18 protein-coding genes and 1 pseudogene are annotated in these 20,656 nt (G+C 62.3%); 9 read left to right on the forward strand and 10 right to left on the reverse strand.

Translation table 11 applies throughout. The features are described from left to right. The first annotated feature begins 85 nt into the window (after positions 1 to 85). Both CDO35_RS09110 and CDO35_RS09115 read left to right on the forward strand, forming a co-directional pair. The gene (locus CDO35_RS09110) at positions 86 to 865 is read left to right on the forward strand and encodes a spermidine synthase (protein ID WP_099524028.1); all 780 of its coding nucleotides are present in this window, start codon (positions 86 to 88) and stop codon (positions 863 to 865) included. Positions 866 to 1,153: 288 nt separating this feature from the next. Next, positions 1,154 to 2,836, forward strand: coding sequence for a DEAD/DEAH box helicase (locus CDO35_RS09115; RefSeq protein ID WP_099524031.1), 1,683 nt, complete (start codon positions 1,154 to 1,156; stop codon positions 2,834 to 2,836). Positions 2,837 to 2,922: 86 nt separating this feature from the next. Here the strand turns inward: CDO35_RS09115 and CDO35_RS09120 are convergent, their stop codons facing one another. From CDO35_RS09120 to CDO35_RS09130, 3 genes are all read right to left on the reverse strand, one after another. Beyond that, the gene (locus tag CDO35_RS09120; RefSeq protein ID WP_099524033.1) at positions 2,923 to 3,324 is read right to left on the reverse strand and encodes a transcriptional regulator; all 402 of its coding nucleotides are present in this window, start codon (positions 3,322 to 3,324) and stop codon (positions 2,923 to 2,925) included. Positions 3,325 to 3,465: 141 nt separating this feature from the next. Then, positions 3,466 to 3,963: a DUF934 domain-containing protein gene (locus CDO35_RS09125; RefSeq protein WP_099524035.1), complete on the reverse strand. Its 498-nt coding sequence runs from the start codon at positions 3,961 to 3,963 to the stop codon at positions 3,466 to 3,468. Continuing rightward, on the reverse strand, positions 3,947 to 5,605 hold the full coding sequence (locus CDO35_RS09130; protein WP_099524037.1) for a nitrite/sulfite reductase: 1,659 nt from the start codon (positions 5,603 to 5,605) through the stop codon (positions 3,947 to 3,949). The genes CDO35_RS09125 and CDO35_RS09130 overlap by 17 nt, the downstream gene beginning before the upstream one ends. A 465-nt stretch (positions 5,606 to 6,070) precedes the next feature. On the opposite strand from CDO35_RS09130, the gene CDO35_RS09135 reads away from it, so the two are divergent. Continuing rightward, complete coding sequence (locus CDO35_RS09135; protein WP_099524566.1) at positions 6,071 to 7,099, forward strand: ABC transporter substrate-binding protein; 1,029 nt, start codon at positions 6,071 to 6,073, stop codon at positions 7,097 to 7,099. Here the strand turns inward: CDO35_RS09135 and CDO35_RS09140 are convergent, their stop codons facing one another. Then, positions 7,100 to 7,327 carry a DUF2970 domain-containing protein gene (locus CDO35_RS09140; RefSeq protein WP_099524039.1) on the reverse strand — a complete coding sequence of 76 codons (228 nt, stop codon included), beginning with the start codon at positions 7,325 to 7,327 and terminating at the stop codon, positions 7,100 to 7,102. Positions 7,328 to 7,445: 118 nt separating this feature from the next. Between CDO35_RS09140 and CDO35_RS09145 the strand changes: the two genes are divergently transcribed. Genes CDO35_RS09145 through CDO35_RS09160 form a run of 4 tightly spaced genes read left to right on the forward strand, consistent with a single transcriptional unit; the run spans position 7,446 to position 11,221 of the window. After that, positions 7,446 to 8,267 carry an AraC family transcriptional regulator gene (locus CDO35_RS09145; protein WP_099524041.1) on the forward strand — a complete coding sequence of 274 codons (822 nt, stop codon included), beginning with the start codon at positions 7,446 to 7,448 and terminating at the stop codon, positions 8,265 to 8,267. Between the two features lie 45 nt (positions 8,268 to 8,312). Next, positions 8,313 to 9,719 (forward strand): NAD(P)/FAD-dependent oxidoreductase, encoded by a 1,407-nt coding sequence (locus CDO35_RS09150; RefSeq protein ID WP_099524043.1) that lies wholly within the window; start codon positions 8,313 to 8,315, stop codon positions 9,717 to 9,719. A 34-nt stretch (positions 9,720 to 9,753) separates the two neighbouring features. Next, complete coding sequence (locus CDO35_RS09155) at positions 9,754 to 10,095, forward strand: cupin domain-containing protein (protein WP_099524046.1); 342 nt, start codon at positions 9,754 to 9,756, stop codon at positions 10,093 to 10,095. A gap of 49 nt (positions 10,096 to 10,144) precedes the next feature. After that, on the forward strand, positions 10,145 to 11,221 hold the full coding sequence (locus CDO35_RS09160) for a polyamine ABC transporter substrate-binding protein (RefSeq protein WP_099524048.1): 1,077 nt from the start codon (positions 10,145 to 10,147) through the stop codon (positions 11,219 to 11,221). A gap of 182 nt (positions 11,222 to 11,403) precedes the next feature. Here the strand turns inward: CDO35_RS09160 and CDO35_RS23235 are convergent, their stop codons facing one another. From CDO35_RS23235 to CDO35_RS09175, 4 genes and pseudogenes are all read right to left on the reverse strand, one after another. After that, complete coding sequence (locus tag CDO35_RS23235) at positions 11,404 to 12,231, reverse strand: methyl-accepting chemotaxis protein (RefSeq protein ID WP_370605062.1); 828 nt, start codon at positions 12,229 to 12,231, stop codon at positions 11,404 to 11,406. Positions 12,232 to 12,261: 30 nt separating this feature from the next. Next, a pseudogene (locus CDO35_RS23240) lies at positions 12,262 to 13,287 on the reverse strand (HAMP domain-containing protein); the annotation flags it as partial. Positions 13,288 to 13,413: 126 nt separating this feature from the next. Then, a complete protein-coding gene (locus CDO35_RS09170) occupies positions 13,414 to 14,463 on the reverse strand; it encodes an RNA methyltransferase (RefSeq protein WP_099524051.1) in 1,050 nt (349 codons plus the stop codon). A 15-nt stretch (positions 14,464 to 14,478) separates the two neighbouring features. Beyond that, on the reverse strand, positions 14,479 to 15,504 hold the full coding sequence (locus CDO35_RS09175) for a DUF5924 family protein (RefSeq protein ID WP_099524053.1): 1,026 nt from the start codon (positions 15,502 to 15,504) through the stop codon (positions 14,479 to 14,481). A gap of 139 nt (positions 15,505 to 15,643) precedes the next feature. On the opposite strand from CDO35_RS09175, the gene CDO35_RS09180 reads away from it, so the two are divergent. Beyond that, positions 15,644 to 15,937: a DUF1883 domain-containing protein gene (locus CDO35_RS09180; RefSeq protein ID WP_074914993.1), complete on the forward strand. Its 294-nt coding sequence runs from the start codon at positions 15,644 to 15,646 to the stop codon at positions 15,935 to 15,937. Between the two features lie 293 nt (positions 15,938 to 16,230). Beyond that, positions 16,231 to 16,317, forward strand: a complete 87-nt coding sequence (locus CDO35_RS23385; protein WP_442873392.1) for a small membrane protein YohP — start codon at positions 16,231 to 16,233, stop codon at positions 16,315 to 16,317. A gap of 41 nt (positions 16,318 to 16,358) precedes the next feature. On the opposite strand, the gene osmE is transcribed toward CDO35_RS23385, so the two are convergent. Continuing rightward, a complete protein-coding gene (gene osmE / locus CDO35_RS09185; protein ID WP_099524055.1) occupies positions 16,359 to 16,694 on the reverse strand; it encodes an osmotically-inducible lipoprotein OsmE in 336 nt (111 codons plus the stop codon). A 152-nt stretch (positions 16,695 to 16,846) separates the two neighbouring features. Further along, positions 16,847 to 20,557, reverse strand: a complete 3,711-nt coding sequence (gene metH, locus CDO35_RS09190) for a methionine synthase (RefSeq protein ID WP_099524058.1) — start codon at positions 20,555 to 20,557, stop codon at positions 16,847 to 16,849. Between the last annotated feature and the right edge of the window lie 99 nt (positions 20,558 to 20,656).

Consider the following 20,656-nt stretch of genomic DNA (forward strand, 5'->3'; position numbering starts at 1 on the left):
CGTGACCGGGGGCGGCTGCTTCAATGACAATCGGCGCCTTTAGCCCGGTTGTTGTGGTACGGGATGTCACTGTGGGGAGGTTTCGATGCCAGGGTTGCCGCCGGACGACGAGTTGCAACTGCAGGACGAGGTTCTGCTGGCCGAAGTGCGCGATGCCTTCGGGGTGATCCGTGTGGTGCAGATCGGTGCCTATCGCTTTCTCGAGTTCGGCGATGCCATCGAGCAGAGCTGCGTGTTTCAGGGTGATCCGAGCTGGCTGGAGTACGACTACACCCGCGCCATGCTGCTGGGCGCGCTGTGTCACGACGAACCGGAAACCGCGCTGTTCCTGGGGCTGGGCGCCGGCAACCTGACCCAGGCCTGCCTGAAATTCCTGCCGCTGGAGGACGTCGAGGCCATCGAATTGCGCCCGGACGTGCCGCGCCTGGCCATGGAGTTTCTCGGCCTGGACGACGATCCACGGTTGACCATTCGTATCGGTGATGCCACCGAGCTGCTCGACAGCGCGGAAACCGCCGATTTGATCTTTCTCGACCTGTACACCGACCAGGGGCCGGGCGCCGGGCATCTGGCCTGGCGCTTTCTCGAGCGCTGCCGCGAAAAACTCAACCCAGGTGGCTGGCTGATCATCAACCAATGGGCGGGCAACGACGGCAAGCCGCTTGGCGCGGCATTGCTGCGCGGTCTCTACCATCGCCACTATTGGGAGTGCCCGGTGAAGGAGGGCAACGTGGTGCTGCTGATCCCCGCCGACCTCGAGCAGAGGCTGGACCTGGGACGCCTGCAGATGCGTGCCGGCGAACTGGCACCAAGCCTGGGTTATTCGCTGCAACCGCTGATCGAAGCGTTGCGTCCGGCCACTTGATGCGCCGTTGAGCGGCTGGATGCATGCCAATCGATAAAAACCAGCACCCGAGTCAGGATTTTCCGGTATAGTACGCGCCGGCCAATTTTCTGGCCACGTTCAGGTAGCGCAACTCGCCCGGGAAATTAAACCCGGCAGCCAGTCCCCAGCGGACTATCCTTGACGATTCACTTTCATCACGTTTTCGCAAATCCCCGCCGACCAGGCTGCCAGGGTGACCCAAAAGGTCTTACACGGCATGCGCAGCTTTGGAACATGGGTCTTTGCGGATGCACTTGAGGCAGACCCATGACCCAGGAAATCGGCGGCTTCGCCGCGCTCGGACTTCACCCCAATATTCTCGCCGCTCTGACCGCTGTCGGTTACGAAGAGCCGTCTCCGATCCAGTCGCAGGCCATTCCGGTGATTCTCGCCGGCCACGACATGATCGGCCAGGCGCAGACCGGTACCGGTAAAACCGCAGCCTTCGCGCTGCCGCTGCTGTCGAAAATCGACACTGCCAAGCGCGAGCCGCAGGTGCTGATCCTGGCGCCGACTCGTGAGCTGGCCCTGCAGGTTGCCACCGCCTTCGAAACCTACTCCAAGCAGATGCCTGGCCTGAACGTCGTTGCCGTATACGGTGGCGCACCGATGGGCCCGCAGCTCAAGGCTATTCGCCAGGGCGCTCAGGTCATCGTCGCCACGCCGGGTCGTCTTGTCGACCACCTGCGTCGTGACGAGAAAGTGCTGTCGACCATTCAGCATCTGGTACTCGACGAAGCTGACGAGATGCTCAAGCTGGGTTTCATGGATGACCTCGAAGTGATCTTCGAGGCCATGCCGGAAAGCCGCCAGAGCGTGCTGTTCTCCGCCACGCTGCCGCATTCGATCCGTGCCATCGCCGAAAAGCACCTGCGCGAACCGCAACACGTCAAGATCGCTGCCAAGACCCAGACCGTCTCGCGTATCGAGCAGGCGCACCTGATGATCCATGCCGATCAGAAGACCAACGCCGTGCTGCGCCTGCTGGAAGTCGAGGATTTTGACGCGCTGATCGCTTTCGTACGCACCAAGCAGGCTACTCTGGACCTGGCTGCTGCCCTGGAAGCCAAAGGCTTCAAGGCCGCTGCGCTGAACGGCGACATCGCCCAGAATCAGCGTGAGCGCGTGATCGAGTCGCTCAAGGATGGCCGCCTGGACATCGTCGTCGCGACTGACGTTGCTGCTCGTGGTATCGACGTGCCGCGCATCACCCACGTGTTCAACGTCGACATGCCGTACGACCCGGAGTCCTACGTACACCGTATCGGCCGTACCGGCCGCGCCGGTCGCGATGGTCGTGCGCTGCTGCTGGTGACCCCGCGTGAGCGTCGCATGCTGCAGGTGATCGAACGTGTCACCGGGCAGAAGGTCGGTGAGGTCAAGCTGCCGAACGCCCAGCAAGTGCTCGATGCCCGTATCAAGAAGCTGACCAGCAGCCTGGCGCCGCTGGTGGCCGATGCTGAAGCCAGTCATGGCGACCTGCTCGACCGTCTGACTGCCGACATCGGTTGCAGCCCACGCGCTTTGGCCGCTGCGCTGCTGAAGAAGGCCACCAATGGTCAGGCGCTGGATCTGGCTACCGTCGAACGCGAGCAGCCGCTGGTGCCGGGTGTTGGTGGTGCTCCACGTGAGCGCCGTGAACGTGACGGCGAGCGTGGTGGTGAGCGCGGCGAATACCGCGAGCGCCGTGCGCCGATGCCGCTGGCCGAAGGCCGTGTGCGTTGCCGCACTGCACTGGGTACTCGCGACGGTATCGCCGCGAAGAACCTGCTCGGCGCCATCCTCAACGAAGGTGGTCTGGCTCGCGAAGCGATCGGTCGTATCCAGATTCGCGAAACCTTCAGCCTGGTCGAGCTGCCGGAAGACGGCCTGGACCGTCTGCTCGGCAAGTTGAAAGATACCCGCGTTGCTGGCAAGGCGCTGAAACTGCGTCGCTATCGCGAGGATTGATCCGCCAGGCTTGATGCCTTGTCACTGGATCAGCAAAAACGCCGCGCCCTTTACAAGGCGCGGCGTTTTTATTTGCGCGAGACTGGTTAGCTGGTTTCACTAAGATTGGCCTTGGGCGCCAGGCGCTCGAACACCTCGGGCGTCAACGCCGCTTCGCCGGCTTCGTCGAGCACTTCACGCGGGTGCTCGCTGCCGGGGATGCTGCTGTCGAGCATGCTCAGCAGTTGTGCGCCTCGCGCTGTCAGCACGAAGTTTTCGCCGTTGCCGCCTTGATCTTCCGGGCGCGGCTCGATGAAGCCGTTCTCCAGCAGGCGCGCTTCGTAGCGAGTGGCCTCGGCGCGCAGGTGATCGAGGTCATGTACTGGATCGCCAGCGCTTTCCTGTTCTGCTGCCAGGTCTTCGGCGTAGCGGCGTGGGGCAAACGGTTTGCCAGCGGAGTTCTGCGCCTCGTGCAGCAGGCGCTCGATCAGGTCCCAGTCGTGCTTCATGGCTGTCTCTCCCTATGCGGTGGACTCATAAGGTCCGACTCCGCCCATGCGCTGGGGTTCGACTTGAATGACTCGAGTGGAGCGCGCAAAGCAAAACGCCCCGAACCAGTCGGGGCGTTTGGGGCGTTCCAGTTGCCGTGATTAGGCGCGGCGACGGAACAGTGGTTGTGGCTGATCGGCCGAAGCCTGGTAAACCTCGCTGTAGTCCTCGAAGGCCTTCAGCGCATCGTACGGGTCCTTGTCGGCACGCACGGCGAAGGCGTCGAAGCCGACGCGGCGCAGGGCGAACAACTGGTCGCGCAGGACGTCGCCGATGGCGCGGACTTCACCTTTGTAGTCGTAGCGGGTACGCAGCAGGTAGGCGGTGGAGGAGTGGCGGCCGTCGGTGAAGGCCGGGAATTCGAGGGCGATCACCTGGAAGTGCGCCAGATCATCGGCAATTTCCTCGATCTCGTCGCCAGCTTCCAGCCACACGCCAAGGCCGCCGTCGCGGGCCTTGAGGGCGTGAGCATGCTCGCGCCACAGGGTCAGCGGGACGATGATGTCGTCGCAGTTGGGGATGACGTCCAGGGTCACGTCCTTGGCCAGCAGGTGCCAGGTTTCGTCGACCACCTGACCGTTCTTAATGATTCGCTGCATAGACGCGCTCCTTGAACGGGTCGATACCGACACGGCGGTAGGTGTCGAGGAAGCTTTCCTCTTCTGTGCGTTGTTCGACGTAGACCTTGATGATCTTGTCGATCACATCGGCCATGTCCGCTTCGGCGAAGGACGGGCCGAGGATCTGCGCCAGGCTGGCGTCACGGCCGGCGCTGCCGCCGAGCGAGACCTGATAGAACTCCTGGCCCTTCTTGTCGACGCCGAGGATGCCGATATGGCCAACGTGGTGGTGACCACAGGCGTTCATGCAGCCGGAGATGTTCAGGTCGATATTGCCGATGTCGAACAGGTAGTCGAGGTCATCGAAGCGGCGCTGAATTGCTTCGGCAATCGGGATCGACTTGGCGTTGGCCAGCGAGCAGAAGTCGCCACCCGGGCAGCAGATGATATCGGTCAGCAGACCGACGTTCGGCGTGGCGAAGCCCTGCTCGCGCAGTTCGCCCCACAGGGTCAGCAGCTGACGCTGCTCGACGTCGGCGAGGATGATGTTCTGGTTATGGCTGTTGCGCACTTCGCCGAAGCTGTAGCGATCGGCCAGGTCGGCGATGGCATCGAGCTGCTTGTCGGTGACGTCGCCCGGCGCCACGCCAGTGGGCTTGAGCGACAGGGTCACGGCAACGTAGCCGGGCTTCTTGTGGGCGAAGGTGTTGCGTTCGCGCCAGCGGGCGAAGCCTGGATGCTCGGCGTTCTGCTGGGCGAGCAGGGCGTCTTCGTCCTGCAGGGCCAGGTAGGCCGGGTCGACGAAGTGTGCGGCAACGCGCGCGACTTCGGCTTCGGTCAGGGTGCTCGGACCATCCTTGAGGTGTGCCCATTCGGCGTCCACGCGCTGCGCGAACACTTCCGGGGTCAGCGCCTTGACCAGAATCTTGATGCGCGCCTTGTACTTGTTGTCGCGACGTCCATAGCGGTTGTACACACGCAGGATGGCGTCGAGATAGCTGATCAGGTGCTGCCACGGCAGGAATTCGTTGATGAAACTGCCGACGATCGGGGTACGGCCCAGGCCGCCACCGACGGAAACACGGAAGCCCAGCTCGCCGGCGGCGTTCTTCACCGCCTCCAGGCCGATGTCATGCACTTCGATGGCAGCGCGGTCGCCCACTGCGCCGTTGACGGCGATCTTGAACTTGCGCGGCAGGTGGCTGAACTCGGGGTGGAAGGTCGACCACTGACGGATGATTTCGCACCAGGGGCGCGGATCGACGATCTCGTCCTTGGCCACACCGGCGAACTGGTCGGTGGTGGTGTTGCGGATGCAGTTGCCGCTGGTCTGGATGGCGTGCATCTGCACGGTGGCCAGCTCGGCGAGAATTTCCGGCACGTCTTCCAGCTCCGGCCAGTTGTACTGGACGTTCTGCCGGGTGCTGATGTGGGCATAGCCTTTGTCGTAGTCACGGGCGATGCGCGCAAGCACGCGAACCTGGGCGGACGACAGCAGGCCGTAAGGCACGGCGACGCGCAGCATCGGCGCGAAACGCTGGATATACAGACCGTTCTGCAGGCGCAGCGGACGGAATTCCTCACCGCTCAGCTCTCCGGAGAGATAGCGGCGGGTTTGATCGCGGAACTGCTTGACGCGATCCTCGACGATCTGTTGATCGTACTGGTCATATACGTACATGAAGGGTCCTGTTTTCAGGCTACTTACTGCCAATCAGCGCGCACGGCCGCGCACTCCCCGAGGAGCCGGGGCACGATACCAGCTCAGGTTTATGCGTAAAAGTGATGTTTGAATATATAAACCTGAGTTTAAGGAATAAGACTACCCCAGAGCATAACCAGATGGTTTGAGCGATGGCTCAGGCTGGTCTTAAATGCAGTGTGCACCACCCAAAAGCACAAGAAGAGGGGGAACCATGAACGAACACACCGAAGTGGAAAATTCCGACAGCGTCACCGATGCCTGGGCGATCTTTTGCCTGATCCTTCTTGCGGTAGGTACTGCGGTCTTCTGGGTCAGCGGACAGTGAGGATAAAGGCCGACGCGCATTAGCGGTCGGCCTTTTGTCATTTGCGCCCTATACTGCGCCCCGGTTAATTGGGGAGGGGTGCCGTGATCCGTTGGGTGTTGGGCCTGTGGCTATTGCTGTGCTGCGCATCGGTGACAGCACAACCTCGTGCGCCGTTAGTGATCTTCCTCAATCCCGGCTATTCCGACGAGCCATTCTGGAGCGATTACTCCCGCTACATGCAGGACGCCGCCGGCGATCTTGGCATGGAGCTCAAGGTGCTCTATGGCGAACGCGATCCTGTGCGGATGTTGGCCAATGCTCGGCAGGTCCCCGATGGCGAGCATCCCGATTATCTGATCTTCACCAACGAGCAATTTCAGGGACCAGTGGTGTTGCGCTTGTTCGAGAACAGCGCGGTCAAGCTGTTTGCTCTTCATAGCACCCTGACTGACGAACAGCAGGCACTGATCGGTGGGAGTCGCGAGCGCCACCGCAACTGGTTGGGAAGTCTGGTACCCAATGATGAAGAGGCCGGATACCTGATGGGGCGTGACCTGATCGCCCTCAATGAGGGACAGCCCGCCGAGTTGCTGGCGTTTTCCGGGGTCAAGCAAACGCCTTCCTCCATCCTGCGCCTGGCGGGCCTGCAGAGGGCCTTGAATGAAGCACCGCAGATCAAGCTGATGCAGGCCGTGCACGGTGAATGGCAGGAGCAACGCGCCTATGAGCAGGCGGTAAGCCTTTTGCCACGCTATCCGGGTGTGAGTCTGGTCTGGTCTGCCAACGATGCAATGGCATTTGGCGTGATGCGTGCGGCTGATGAGCTGGGCAGAGATCTGCGCTATGCCGCCCTGAACAACTCGACTCGGGTGCTGCAGGCGCATATCGATGGGCGAATCGATGTGCTGGCGAGCGGCCACTTCATCCTCGGAGCCTGTGCCATGGTGATGCTCAGTGACCACGGACGTGGTTTGGATTTCATCACGCGCGGCGGCGAAAACCAGGTGGCATCTTTACTGCGCGTGGTTGACAAAGAGCAGTCGGAGAAACTGCTGAAACGCCTCGCCCGGCCGGATATCGGCCTGGACTTTGGTCAATTCAGCCTGCTCAAGCACCCGGAGCAGTCGCGCTACGACTGCTCGATCGCCTCCCTGCTGGAGTGATCAGCCGGTCGCCAGGTGCAGGATCAGTTTCACCGCTGCCAGTAATACAACCACGAACAAGGCGGTGAAGAGCACGCCGAGCAGGATGAAGTGGCTGGGCTTGCCGCGGCTGAAGTCGCGGCTACGGTTCTTCCCGCTCTGTACGCCAAGGGCAGCGGCCAGCACGCTATGCAGCATTTCGCGCAGGGTCAGCGGGGCCTGTTGGGGGTCTTTGTCCTGATCACTCATGGTCAGCCTCTCCGTCGGTCCTGCAAGCATAGTCCGCAACCGCCACGCCAGCACTAGGGGCTAGGCTGGCTGCGGCGAATCAGGCAATCTGCGCGAGCGCTGACCACCGACTTTGACCATGCCTGACGATCTTTTTGCTGACGATGCCGCGCAGACCGAGCGCACCCGCGAAACCATCCTGCGCTACCACCTGAGCTGGAAGCACCGCGACCTCGACGCGGTAATGGCGCTGTATCACCCGCAGATCGAGTACAACGACTTCTATCAGCAGCGCTGCATGCGCCTGGGCGAACTGCGTGAGTACGTCGAGAACAACCTGCCGCGCCGCCCTGGCGAGCTGCTGGAGCATGTCGACCGTATCCGCATCGACGGTCATACCGCGTTCATCCAGTACTGCACCAGCCTGCAGGGCGGGGAAGGGCTGGTGTCGTTCCGCACCGGTGAAGCCATCACCGTGCGTGATGGGTTGATCTGGCGCATCAACGAATACGCCACGCTGGTACGTGAGGCGCGTGGTGTCGGCGAGGCTGTCAGTTCACGCCCTGCCATCAGCCGCCTGGGGCTGTCGACCCGCCAGCTCGGCCAACTGGCGCAGGACCTGCAGGACTACTTCCAGCGCAGCCAGCCGTTTCTCGACCCTGAACTGGACCTGCAGCAGGTGGCCGCTGCGACGGGTTACAGCCGTAACCAGATCTCCCACCTGCTCAACCAGGTGCTGGGCGAGAGCTTCTACCGCTACGTCAACCGCGCCCGCCTGCAGTACCTGCTCGATGGCTTGCAGGCGGGCAGCGACCTCAAGCGTATCGATGAGCTGGCTTTTGCGGCGGGTTTCAACTCGCTGTCGGCCTTCTACAGCTGCTTCAAGCGCCATACCGGGCTGTCGCCAACAGCCTACCTCAAGCAGATTTCCGCGCGGGCACGCACGCAAGACAACCACTGATCGCCACGACTAGCCTTGGGTCATCGATTGATGACGGAGGCGTGGATGAATCCCTGGCGCAACATCAGTCTGTGGATGGATCAGCTCGATGATCCGCTGCAGGCGCGGCCCAGCCTGCAAGCCGAGCTGCATGCCGACGTGGTGATCATCGGCGCGGGTTACACCGGCCTATGGACAGCCTATTACCTCAAACGTCAGGCGCCGCAGCTGCGCGTGGTGATTCTGGAAGCCGAGACCGCCGGTTTCGGTGCGTCCGGGCGCAATGGCGGCTGGTTGATGGGCAACCTGCTCGGCGAGGATCGCTTGTTGGCCGGCCTGCCGGCGTCCGAGCGCAAGGCGAGCTTCGACCTGTTGCACGGCATTCCCGATGAAGTGGCCTCGGTGGTCGCCCGCGAGGGCATCGACTGCGACCTGCGCAGGGGCGGTGTGCTGTATTGCGCGGCGCGCTACCCCGAGCAGGAGGTGCGCCTGCGTGAGTACCTTAAAGAGCTGCGTGCGCTGGGCCTGAGCGAAGACGACTACCGCTGGCTGCCGCCGAGCGAACTGGCTGCCCAGTTGCGCGTGGCCAATGCCTACGGCGCGCTATACAGCCCGCATTGCGGGACGATCCAGCCGGCCAAGCTGGTGCGGGGCCTGGCACGCTGCGTCGAGGGGCTGGGCGTCGAACTCTACGAGTGCAGCCCGGTGATCGACTGGCAGCCCGGCCTGGTGCGCACGGCTCACGGCCGGGTCACGGCTGATTGGGTGGTGCCGGCCATCGAGGGCTATGCCGCCACTTTGCCGCCGTTGGGCAATCACCAGTTGCCGGTGCAGAGCCTGATCGTTGCCACCGAGCCACTGCCGGCGGACGTCTGGGCTGGTATCGGCCTGGAGCACGGGCAAGCATTCAGCGAATTCAGCCGCCAGGTCACCTACGGCCAGCGCAGCCTCGATGACCGTCTGATCTTCGGTGCGCGCGGTGGCTACCGCTTCGGCGGGCGCCTGCGCAGCGATTTCAATCTCACTGAAGACGAGCTGGGGCTGCGCCGCTACCTGATGGGGGAAATCTTCCCGCAGTTGCGCAATGTGCGCTTCACCCATTCCTGGGGCGGCAATCTGGGTATGGCGCGGCGTTTCCAGCCGCACATGTTGCGCGACACGCGCAGCCGCATCGCGCTGTCTGGCGGTTATGGCGGCGAGGGCGTCGGTGCCACCAACCTCGGCGGGCGCACCCTGGCCGACCTGATTCTCGGGCGTGACAGCGAATTGCTGCGCCAGCCCTGGGTATTGAGCGACAGCCCGATTTCCAGCCTGAGGCGCTGGGAGCCCGAACCCTGCCGCTGGCTCGGTTACAACGCGATCATCCGCAGCTTCGTGCATGAGGACGAAGTCCTCGCCAACCCGCGCAGCCCGGCCTGGCGCCGGCGTCTGGCGCAAGCGGTGGCGGCCCGTATGGAAAGCCTGATGGGCTGAGTGAATGCCAGCCGTTCCTTTATCCGGAGTACCAATGAACATCACCCATTTTCGCAACACCCCCAACGTCGCTCTGGATGAGTCCAATCCGGTCGCCGTCCCCCTGAGCGAGCCGGTGGCGATCACGTCGACCACCAGTGTCGAGCGCAGTGATGGCGTGGAAACCGGTATTTGGGAGTGCACGCCGGGGCGCTGGCGCCGGCAGATCGTGCAGCAGGAGTTCTGCCACTTCGTCGCCGGACGTTGCACCTTCACCCCGGACGGCGGCGACCCCATCGAGATTCGTGCCGGCGACGCGCTGATGATGCCGGCCAATACCCTCGGCATCTGGGACATACAAGAAACGGTGCGCAAAACCTATGTGCTGATCTTCTGATCAGCACCTTTTCAGTGACTGCCTAGAACAACAACTCACGAGGTATCCCATGCTGAAGAAACTCCTGCCGTGCCTGATCCTGGCCGGCACCGCCCATGCCGCTGATAGCGTGCGCATCTATAACTGGACCGATTACATCGCCCCGGACACCCTCAAGCAGTTCGAGAAGAGCAGCGGCCTGGGCACTCATTACGACGTCTACGACAGCAACGAGACGCTGGACGCCAAGCTCATGGCCGGTCGCTCCGGTTACGACGTGGTGTTCCCCTCCAACCATTTCATGGCTCGGCAGATCGAGGGCGGCGCGCTGAAGAAACTCGACCGCAGCAAGCTGCCGAACTGGAACAATCTCAATCCGGTGCTGATGAAGGCGCTGGAAGTGAACGACCCGGGCAACGAGCACGGTTTCCCTTATCTGTGGGGCAGTACCGGGATCGGCTACAACGTCGACAAGGTGCGCGCGGTGCTCGGCGATGACGTGAAGATGGACAGCTGGGACGTCCTGTTCGATCCGGCCAAGCTGGCCAAGCTCAATGAATGCGGCGTCGCCATCCTCGACAACGGCCCGGAGATGCTGCCGATCGCCTTGCATCACCTGGGCTTGCCACATCACAGCAAGAACCCCGAGGACTACAAGCGCGCCGAAGCGCTGCTGATGGAAATGCGCAAGAACGTGCGCTACTTCCATTCATCCAAGTACGTCGGTGACCTGGCCAACGGCGAGATCTGCATGGCGGTCGGCTTCTCCGGCGACATCATGCAGGCTGGCGCTCGCGCCGCTGAAGCGGGCAACGGGGTGAAGATCCAGTACGAGATTCCCAAGGAAGGCGCGCCGATCTGGTTCGACATGGTGGCTATGCCTGTCGATGCCAGCAACGAAGAGGGTGGTTATGCCTACATGAACTACCTGCTGCAGCCAGAGGTGATGGCGGCCATCAGCAATCATGTGAAGTACGCCAATGGCAACGCCAAGGCCGATGGTCTGGTCGACCCGGCGCTGAAAGCCGATCCGACCGTGTATCCACCGGAGGCGGTGATGGACAAGCTGTACACTCTTGAGGCCATGCCGCTGAAGATCGACCGGGTGCGCACGCGTATCTGGAGCAAGGTCAAGAGCGGCGTGTGAGCGCTGGGCTCCCGCCTTCGCGGGAGTGACCGTGAGTTTTTCAGAACCTCCTGATGCAGCTCTGAAACAAAAAAACGCCGCAAGCCTTTGCAGGTTCGCGGCGTTATTTTTTCCTGTAGGAGCGAGCTCTGCTCGCGAACAAAAAGCGCAGGCCTCGCTCCTACGACAAGATCATCCAGGCATCAGACCTTGAAACGCCCCAGCAGACGATCCTGCTGGCCAACCTGTTCCACCATCGAGCCGCACTGACGCACCTGCTGTTCGGCGCCGCCAGCCAGTTCATGGCTGATGTCGCGAATGTTGGTGGTGTTGCGGTTGATCTCTTCGGTGGTCGCGCTCTGCTCCTCGGCTGCTGTGGCGATCTGCAGGTTCATGTCATTGATGCGGGTGATCGCCTCGCGGATGCGGCCGAGCATGTCGTTGGCCGCGCCGGCGTCTTCGGCCGTCTTGCTGGCCGTATCGCGGCTCTGCTGCATGCGGCTTTCGGCCTGACGCACACCGCCTTGCAGCTGGTCGATCATCTGGCGGATTTCCTGGGTGGCTTGCTGGGTACGCGAAGCCAGCGAGCGCACCTCATCGGCCACCACAGCAAAGCCACGACCCGATTCGCCGGCACGCGCGGCTTCGATGGCGGCGTTCAGTGCCAGCAGGTTGGTCTGCTCGGCGATGCTGGTGATCACCTGCAGGATCGACTCGATGTTGTGGCTGAGCTTGGCCAGCTCGTTGATAGCGTGGCTGGTGCCATCCATCTCGTCGGCCAGATGGCGGATCGCTGCGCTGGATTGCGACACCACGCGCACCCCGTTCTCGGTCTCCTCGTTGGCGGCAACGGCGGCCTGGGCGGCAGCCTGGGCGTTGCGCGCCACTTCCTCGGCGGTCGAGGCCATTTCCTGCATGGCAGTGGCCAGCTGATCCAGCTCTTGCAGCTGTTCCTGCAGGCGGCGCGCGGCCTGTTCCGACTCGTTTGAGGTCAGGGCCGTGCTTTCGCGAACCTGGCGAGAGCTGCCCATGACGTCACCGATCAACGTCTGCAGGGTTTGCAGGAAGCGGTTGAATTCCTGCGACAGCTCGCCGATCTCGTCATTGCTGGTGATCGTCAGGCGGCGCGTCAGGTCACCTTCGCCGCTGTTGATCTCACGCAGCGAGGTGCTCAGCAGGCTCAGCGGCTTGAGCAGGCTGTTCATCAGCAGGCCCAGCACCACCAGGCTGATGGCCACGCCGACCACGGTGCCGACCACTGCCAGCCAGGTCAGGCGGTTGGCCTCGGCCATCACCACGCTCTCGTCCAGCACCACACCGATGTACCAGTCCATGCCGCGCAGGTTGGGCAGCGGGGTGAAGGAAACCAGCAGGCTCTTGTCGCCGGCATCTACTTCGCGCAGCTCCTTGCCCAGCGCCGGGCTCTGACCATCGAACAGCGCGCTGTAGGACTTGCCGTTGAACTCGGCATTGGGGTGGGAAATGATGTTGCCCGAGCGACTGAGCAGGAAGGCGTAGCCTGCACCATTGAAGTCCAGGGTGTTGACCGCATCGGCCACCGATTGCAGGCGGATATCGCCACCGAACACACCGAGGAACTGGCCAGCGTTGCTGATTCGGGCCACGGCAGAGATGAGAATTTCATTGGTGGTGGAGTCGACATAGGGTTCAGTCAGCACTGCCTGGCTGCCAGCCTTGCCGGTTGCATACCAGGGGCGCTTGCGGCCGTCCCAGTCGGCGCTGGGTTTCCAGTCGGCGCTGTTCTTGATGGGCTTGCCGTCGGCTTCCAGCGCGCCGAAGACCAGGATGAATTCACTTTTCAGCAGCGGTGAATCGAATACTCGCTGGTTTTCTTCAGGGCTGTAGTTGCTGTCGATTGTCTGCGACATCAGGTCGATCAGGCGCAACTTGGCGTTGAGCCAGTTTTCGATCTGTCTGGCCAATGCATTGCTCGATTCGGCAATGCTCGACTCAACCTGATTGCGCAGGGTGTCGCGAACCTGGCTTACCTGGGACAGCGACAGCAGGCTGGTGGTAAGGAAAAGCACGGTAGCGGCCGCGATACCGACCTTGTGGGCGATTTTCATGAATGGGCTCCTGGGCACCAAGACGACGGGGCTGCATCCATGCAAGGCAGTTGTCTACAGGCAAATACAGTGCCGGCTTTTCGCCAGCGGGACGTGTGGTCTCTCTGTACGTTTTTGTATCGGCGCTCAGGTGCCGTTCTTGAGCTTTCTGTGCAGGCGGCTGGTGTTGATCACATCCACCGCGCGGGCGCGCAGTTGGCCGCAGCCACCGTCGACATCCTGGCCAGCCGAGTTGCGCACTTTGGTCAGCACGCCACGGCTGTGCAGGTAGCGCACCATCTCGACGATGCGCTCGCCGTCGGGGCGCTGGTAGTCGTCGGCTTCCAGGCTGTTGTAGGGGATAAGGTTGAGTACGGCGAACTTGCCCTTGAACAGGCGCAGGATGTTATCCATTTCTTCCTGGCTGTCGTTGATGCCTTTGAGCAGCGTCCACTGATACTGAATCGGGTAGTCGATGGTGCGGGCATAGGCTTCGCCCAGTTCCACCAGCTCTTCAGGATCGATGCGCGGTGCCTTGGGTAGCAGGCGCTGGCGCAGTTCGGCATCAGTGGTGTGTAGCGACAGCGCCAGGGCGGGGCGCACGCGTTGCTTGGGCAGGCGCTCGAATACCCGCGGGTCGCCTACGGTGGAAAACACCAGGTTGCGCTGACCGATACCGCCCTCGGTGCCGAGCAGATCGATGGCCTCAAGCACGTTGTCGAGATTGTGCGCCGGCTCGCCCATGCCCATGAACACCACTTTCTTCACCGGACGAAAGCGTCGACCCAGGGCGACCTGAGCGACCATCTCGGCGCTGCTGAGCTGGCGCAGCAGGCCGCTCTTACCCGTCATGCAGAACACACAGGCAACGGCGCAGCCGACCTGGCTGGAGATGCACAGACCATCGCGCGGTAGCAGTACGCTTTCCACCATCTGTTTATCCGCCAGTTCCACCAGCAAGCGGGCCGAGCCGTCGGCGCCAGGGTGTTCGGAGCGCAGGCGGGCCAGTGCGTCCAGTTCGCTGGCGATAGCTGGCAGCCCTTCACGTACCGTCAGCGGCAGGAAGTTTTCAGTCTTCTGATGCTTGGTGCCGGTGTCCAACGGCTTGCCCTGCAGCCAGGCACGGGTAATCCGCCCGATATGCTGGGGTTTGGCGCCAAGGTCGGCGAGGCGTTGGTTGAGTTCGGTGAGCTGCATGGGGCGCGCATGCTATCACTTGGCCGTGGGGGCGACCACGTCGAAGCGCAGCGCGCCGATCATCTGCCCGGCCTCGGTGACGACCCGCACCTGCCAGCGGCCTTCGGGCGAGGCGGGGAAGTTGAGTTTGTGCGTCCAGGCGCGATAGCCCTCCTTGCGCCCGCCGTTGATGTCCAGGGCAATGCGGTCGACTTCCTGACCGTTGTGCTGCCAGACGTGGTAGATGCGCTCGTTGAGGCCACGTGGAGCATTGATCGAGGTGTAGGCGTAGAGCCCGTCATTGAGCAATTGCTCAGGGCTGATCTGCTGCAGGCTCTCGCCTGGCGTGCGCTGCTCGCCATCGAAGTGATCGCTGATCGCTACCTCGGTCAGCCACAGCGTTGCTGGCGGCACCCAGACTCGCGCCATCCAGCCGGCGCTGGCCATCGCCAGGGGCAGGGCCGCCAGCAACACAATGCGTCGCCAACCAGCGAACCCGATCAAGCCGGGCAGACTTGGTAGTGCCAGTACCGTGGCAACCGCCAGGGCGATCCGGTAGCTCTGCGGTGTGCTCAGGTGAAAGATGATCGGCAGCGCGGTAAGCAGCACCGCGAACAGCGCCAGGCTGTGAAGGATCAACAGCAGCCAGCGCCGCGGCGCCAGCCAGCGGTAATAGATCGGGTCGGTGATCGAGGCCAGTGCGGCGACCGCCAGCAGTCCGCTGAACAGCAACTGCCCGCTGTTCCAGGTGGTGGTGATGAAGAAGAACGGCAACACGAAGAACAGACTTTCCTGGTGGATCATCTGCGTGCCGTAGCGCAGCAGCGGCAACGGCAGTTCGAAGCCGAAGCGCCGGGCAATGCGTTCGCGCAGCAGGTTCTCGAGAATCAGCCAGACCCAACTGACCAGCAATACCACGCCGAGCACCTTGGCCAGATGCGCCTGGCGGTCCACCAGGAGGAAACTGGCCACGCCCGAGCAGAAGCCGAACAGGGCGACCAGGCCTGGGTAACGGCGCAGCAGGGCGATCAGCGTGGGGATGCGGTCGAGTACGACTTTCATGGCAGTAGCAAATGGCAGTGTTGGGCGCGCATCCTAGGTAGCCCGAGCCTTGGCTGCAAGCGAGTCGTCAGCTGCGCTGGCGGTGCCGGGCTGCTTGCGGCACTATTGCGCCCCCGTTTCACCACCGAGTCCGAAAACGATGAAATTCATCCATCAACGTGAGCATCTGGAAGAGGGCGATCTGGTGGTCATCCAGTGTTCGCAACCCTGCAACATCCGCCTGATGAACGATGCCAACTTTCGCGCCTTCAGAAACCGTGGTCGTCACAGTTATCACGGCGGCGCCTTTATCAAGTTCCCGGCGAAGATCCGCGTGCCCTCCGGTGGTTTCTGGAACATCACGCTGGATACCGTCAGCCGTCGTGCGGTGAGCGTGACGCGCAAGCCGCAGATGGAATACAGCATCAAGATCGTCCGTCGCCCGGGCGCCTGAAGGGCACCTCTAAAAACTACCTGCGTTGCCATCGCTGCGTTAAAAACAGGCTCGTGCGCGAGTCCGATCAAAATGCTCATTTACAACTCGTAAAGTCGGACGCGACCCCGGTCGTTTTTCGCCTGTTTTTGCGGGGCCGCCATCGGTATTGCGCTGGCGGCCTCGCCTACGTTTTTAGAGGTGCCCTGATACCGATGCGACCTTCATGTCAGGCGAGACGCTGAAGAAAAAGACTAAACGCGGCCAAGCCGGAAGAGGTCAGAGCTGATGAACCCACAAGAAGGAGAGTCAGCATGCTGAAGTTTCTCGGAGGCACCGTCGGTATCATTTTCATCATCGGCCTGATCGTGGTGGTGGGATTGCTCTCACTGATCTTCTAGGCAGTTGTCAGCCCCGCTGCGCGCAGCGGGGCTGATCGCATTCAGAGCCGCTTGCGCAGGTTGCCCTGGTGCTGTTCGCAGGTCATGAAGCCCTTGCTGTCGACCCGGCCATTGACGTCGAAGTCCACATAATAGGGCTGCTCCAGACCATCGACATTCAGCACATAGTTGTTGCAGGTGCCGCCTGTGACGCTATTGCGCACGTCCGAAGAGGGTGGCCCGCCGAGGGTGCGTACCTGCTCTTGAGTCATGCCGTGGTCGACCTGCTTGACCAGTGGCTCATTGCGAAAGGTCACGTAATCGGCTGGGTTCTCGATAGTCGAGCAACCGCTCATCACGGCTGCCACTGCCAGTACTGCAAGGCTGTGCTTGTACATGTCATCGCTCCGTCGAACGAGCCGAAGTGGCTCGGTAAGTCTTGGAGCATTGATCGGGCTTGGGAGTTCGTGTTTTTTGACAATCGGCGCGAGTCGACTCGCGTTCGCTGCCGTATGAATGAAAAGAGCCCGCGATTGCGGGCTCTTTTGCGTCAGTCGTCGTAGCCCAGGTTGGGCATCAACCAGCGTTCGCTGACGCTGATGTCCTGCGCCTTGCGCTCGCTGTAGCTTTCGATCTGATCCTTGTCGACCTTGCCGACAGCGAAGTACTGCGCCTCGGGGTGGGCGAAGTACCAGCCGCTGACCGCTGCTGCCGGGAACATGGCGTAGTGCTCGGTGAGGAACACGCCGCTGCGGCCGGCCTTGTTGTAGTCCGCCTCGGGGTCGAGCAGCTTGAACAGCGTGCCTTTCTCGGTGTGGTCCGGGCAGGCCGGGTAGCCAGGCGCAGGGCGGATGCCCTTGTAGGCTTCCTTGATCAGCTCCTCGTTACTCAGGTGCTCGTCCGGCTGGTAGCCCCAGTGCTCTTTGCGCACGCGCTCGTGCAGCCATTCGGCGCAGGCTTCGGCGAGGCGGTCGGCCAGCGCCTTGACCATGATTGCGTTGTAGTCGTCGCCCTTGGCCTCGTAGGCCTTGGCGACTTCCTCGGCGCCGATGCCAGCGGTGGTGATGAAACCGCCCACATAGTCGGTCACGCCGCTGCTTTTCGGTGCAACGAAGTCGGCCAGGGACAGGTTCGGCTTGCCGTCCGGCTTGATGGTCTGCTGGCGCAGGTGGTGCAGGGTGGCGAGTTGCTCGCCGTTGTCCCCGTACACCTCGATATCGTCGTCACGCACCTGGTTGGCAGGCCAGAAGCCAAGCACCGCGCGGGCCTTGATCAGCTTCTCGTCGATCAGTTTTTTCAGCAGTTCCTGGGCATCAGCAAACAAGGTGGTGGCTGCTTCGCCGACTACTTCGTCGGTGAGGATGCGCGGGTATTTGCCAGCCAGGTCCCAGGAGATAAAAAACGGCGTCCAGTCGATGTACTCGGCCAGTACGTTGAGGTCGATATCGTCGAGCACCTTGACACCGGTGAAGCTCGGTTTCGGTGCGCTATAACCGGTCCAGTCGAACGACGGCTTGTTGGCGACGGCGTTGTCGTAGCTCAAGCGCTCGGTGCGGGTCGCGCGGGCGGCGGTGCGCTCACGCACCACTACGTACTCGTCGCGGGTCTTCTGCACGAAATCGGCCTTCAACTCCTTGGACAGCAGCTGGGTGGCCACGCCCACGGCGCGCGAGGCGTCGGTGACGTAGACCACCGCGTCGTTGCTGTATTGAGGGTCGATCTTCACTGCGGTGTGCGCCTTGGAGGTGGTCGCGCCGCCGATCATCAATGGCAGGGTGAAACCCTGGCGTTGCATTTCCTTGGCGACGTGGACCATTTCGTCCAGCGACGGGGTGATCAGGCCGGACAGGCCGATGATGTCGCACTTCTCGGCGATGGCGGTTTGCAGGATTTTTTCCGCCGGCACCATCACGCCGAGGTCGACGATGTCGTAGCCGTTACAGCCCAGCACCACGCCGACGATGTTCTTGCCGATGTCGTGCACGTCGCCTTTCACGGTGGCCATCAGGATCTTGCCCTTGGCTTCCGGCTTGTCACCTTTCTCGGCTTCGATAAAGGGAATCAGGTGCGCCACGGCCTGCTTCATCACCCGCGCGGACTTGACCACCTGGGGCAGGAACATCTTGCCCGAGCCGAACAGGTCGCCGACCACGTTCATGCCGCTCATCAGTGGGCCTTCGATGACCTCGATGGGCCGCGCGCACTGCTGGCGGCACTCTTCGGTGTCCTCGACGATGAAGGCGGTGATGCCCTTGACCAGCGCGTGCTCCAGGCGTTTGTCGACCGGCAGCGAGCGCCACTCTTCGTTCTCGACTTCCTTGGCGGCGCCGTCGCCCTTGTACTTGTCGGCGATGGCCAGCAGCGCTTCGGTAGCGCCGTCGTTACGGTTGAGTACCACGTCCTCGACCGCGTCGCGCAGCTCCTTGGGAATCTCGTCATAGATTTCCAGTTGGCCGGCGTTGACGATGCCCATGGTCAGGCCGTTCTTGATCGCGTAGTAGAGGAACACCGAGTGGATCGCTTCGCGCACCGGGTTGTTGCCACGGAACGAGAACGACACGTTGGATACGCCGCCGCTGGACAGGGCGTAGGGCAGGTTGTCGCGGATGTAGGCGCAGGCTTCGATGAAGTCCACCGCGTAGTTGTTGTGTTCCTCGATGCCGGTAGCCACGGCGAAGATGTTCGGGTCGAAGATGATGTCTTCCGGCGGGAAGCCCACTTCGTTCACCAGAATGTCGTAGCTGCGCTGGCAGATTTCCTTCTTGCGCGTCGCGGTATCGGCCTGGCCCACTTCGTCGAAGGCCATCACCACCACGGCGGCGCCATAGCGCTTGCACAGCTTGGCGTGGTGCTTGAACTGCTCGACGCCTTCCTTCATGGAGATCGAGTTGACGATGCCCTTGCCCTGAATGCACTTCAGGCCCGCCTCGATCACTTCCCACTTGGAGGAGTCGATCATGATTGGCACGCGCGAGATGTCCGGCTCGCCGGCGATCAGGTTGAGGAAGCGAACCATGGCCGCCTTGGAATCGAGCATGCCCTCGTCCATGTTGATGTCGATCACCTGGGCGCCGGCTTCCACCTGCTGCAGGGCGACTTCCAGGGCCTCGGTGTAGTTCTCCTCGCGGATCAGGCGGGCGAACTTGGCCGAGCCGGTGATGTTGGTGCGTTCACCGACGTTCACGAACAGCGACTTGCGGTCGATGGTGAACGGCTCCAGGCCCGACAGACGGCAGGCCTTGGGAATCTCTGGAATGGCGCGGGGCTGGTACTTGGCCACGGCTTCAGCAATGGCCTGGATATGCGCCGGGGTGGTGCCGCAGCAACCGCCGATGATGTTGAGAAAGCCGCTGGCGGCGAACTCTTCGACCACTGCGGCCATTTCGGCCGGGCTCTCGTCGTATTCACCGAAAGCGTTGGGCAGGCCGGCGTTGGGGTGGGCGGACACATGGGTGTCGGCCTTGTTCGACAGCTCTTCCAGGTACGGGCGCAGATCTTTGGCGCCAAGGGCGCAGTTCAGGCCGACGGAGATAGGGTTGGCGTGGCGCACCGAGTTCCAGAACGCCTCCGTGGTCTGGCCAGACAGGGTGCGGCCAGAGGCATCGGTGATGGTGCCGGAAATCATGATCGGCAACTCGACGGCGTCTTCGTCGAACACCTGCTGCACGGCGAAGATCGCTGCCTTGGCGTTGAGGGTGTCGAAGATGGTTTCGATCAGGATCAGGTCGGCGCCGCCAGCGATCAGACCGCGAGTGGCCTCGGTGTAGTTTTCCACCAGTTCATCGAAGGTGACGTTGCGGTAGCCAGGGTCGTTGACGTCCGGGGAGATCGAGCAGGTACGGCTGGTCGGGCCTAAAACGCCTGCGACGAAGCGTGGGCGATCCGGGGTTTCCAGGGTCTTGGCGTCGGCCACTTCACGGGCCACGCGGGCACCGGCCAGGTTCAGCTCATAGGCCAACGACTCCATGCCGTAATCGGCCTGGGATACCTGGGTGGCGTTGAAGGTATTGGTTTCCAGAATGTCGGCGCCGGCATCCAGATAAGCCTTCTCGATGGCGGCAATGATCTGCGGCTGACTGAGCAGCAGCAGGTCGTTGTTGCCCTTGACGTCGCTCGGCCAGTCGGCAAAGCGCTCGCCACGGTAGTCGGCCTCTTCCAGCTTGTAGCTCTGGATCATGGTGCCCATGCCGCCGTCGAGGATCAGGATGCGCTCCTTCAGGGCTTGCTGGAGGGCTTGGAGGCGGGCGCTGCGATCGGACATGAGAACTACCTGAGCAAAGCGGAAACAAAGGTGCGCGATGATAGCAAAGCTGCAGGGTTTTGGAGCGTCAGCGGGCTTTCCATGAATTTCATTCATGTT

It is taken from the genome of Pseudomonas sediminis, assembly GCF_002741105.1.
Lineage (GTDB): Bacteria > Pseudomonadota > Gammaproteobacteria > Pseudomonadales > Pseudomonadaceae > Aquipseudomonas > Aquipseudomonas sediminis.

Coding starts and splice junctions, on each gene's coding strand:
- CDO35_RS09110 (WP_099524028.1), top strand. CDS start 86: ATGCCAGGGTTGCCGCCGGACGACGAGTTGCAACTGCAGGACGAGGTT.
- CDO35_RS09115 (WP_099524031.1), top strand. CDS start 1,154: ATGACCCAGGAAATCGGCGGCTTCGCCGCGCTCGGACTTCACCCCAAT.
- CDO35_RS09120 (WP_099524033.1), bottom strand. CDS start 3,324: ATGAAGCACGACTGGGACCTGATCGAGCGCCTGCTGCACGAGGCGCAG.
- CDO35_RS09125 (WP_099524035.1), bottom strand. CDS start 3,963: ATGCAGCGAATCATTAAGAACGGTCAGGTGGTCGACGAAACCTGGCAC.
- CDO35_RS09130 (WP_099524037.1), bottom strand. CDS start 5,605: ATGTACGTATATGACCAGTACGATCAACAGATCGTCGAGGATCGCGTC.
- CDO35_RS09140 (WP_099524039.1), bottom strand. CDS start 7,327: ATGAGTGATCAGGACAAAGACCCCCAACAGGCCCCGCTGACCCTGCGC.
- CDO35_RS09145 (WP_099524041.1), top strand. CDS start 7,446: ATGCCTGACGATCTTTTTGCTGACGATGCCGCGCAGACCGAGCGCACC.
- CDO35_RS09150 (WP_099524043.1), top strand. CDS start 8,313: ATGAATCCCTGGCGCAACATCAGTCTGTGGATGGATCAGCTCGATGAT.
- CDO35_RS09155 (WP_099524046.1), top strand. CDS start 9,754: ATGAACATCACCCATTTTCGCAACACCCCCAACGTCGCTCTGGATGAG.
- CDO35_RS09160 (WP_099524048.1), top strand. CDS start 10,145: ATGCTGAAGAAACTCCTGCCGTGCCTGATCCTGGCCGGCACCGCCCAT.
- CDO35_RS23235 (WP_370605062.1), bottom strand. CDS start 12,231: ATGGGCAGCTCTCGCCAGGTTCGCGAAAGCACGGCCCTGACCTCAAAC.
- CDO35_RS09170 (WP_099524051.1), bottom strand. CDS start 14,463: ATGCAGCTCACCGAACTCAACCAACGCCTCGCCGACCTTGGCGCCAAA.
- CDO35_RS09175 (WP_099524053.1), bottom strand. CDS start 15,504: ATGAAAGTCGTACTCGACCGCATCCCCACGCTGATCGCCCTGCTGCGC.
- CDO35_RS09180 (WP_074914993.1), top strand. CDS start 15,644: ATGAAATTCATCCATCAACGTGAGCATCTGGAAGAGGGCGATCTGGTG.
- CDO35_RS23385 (WP_442873392.1), top strand. CDS start 16,231: ATGCTGAAGTTTCTCGGAGGCACCGTCGGTATCATTTTCATCATCGGC.
- osmE (WP_099524055.1), bottom strand. CDS start 16,694: ATGTACAAGCACAGCCTTGCAGTACTGGCAGTGGCAGCCGTGATGAGC.
- metH (WP_099524058.1), bottom strand. CDS start 20,557: ATGTCCGATCGCAGCGCCCGCCTCCAAGCCCTCCAGCAAGCCCTGAAG.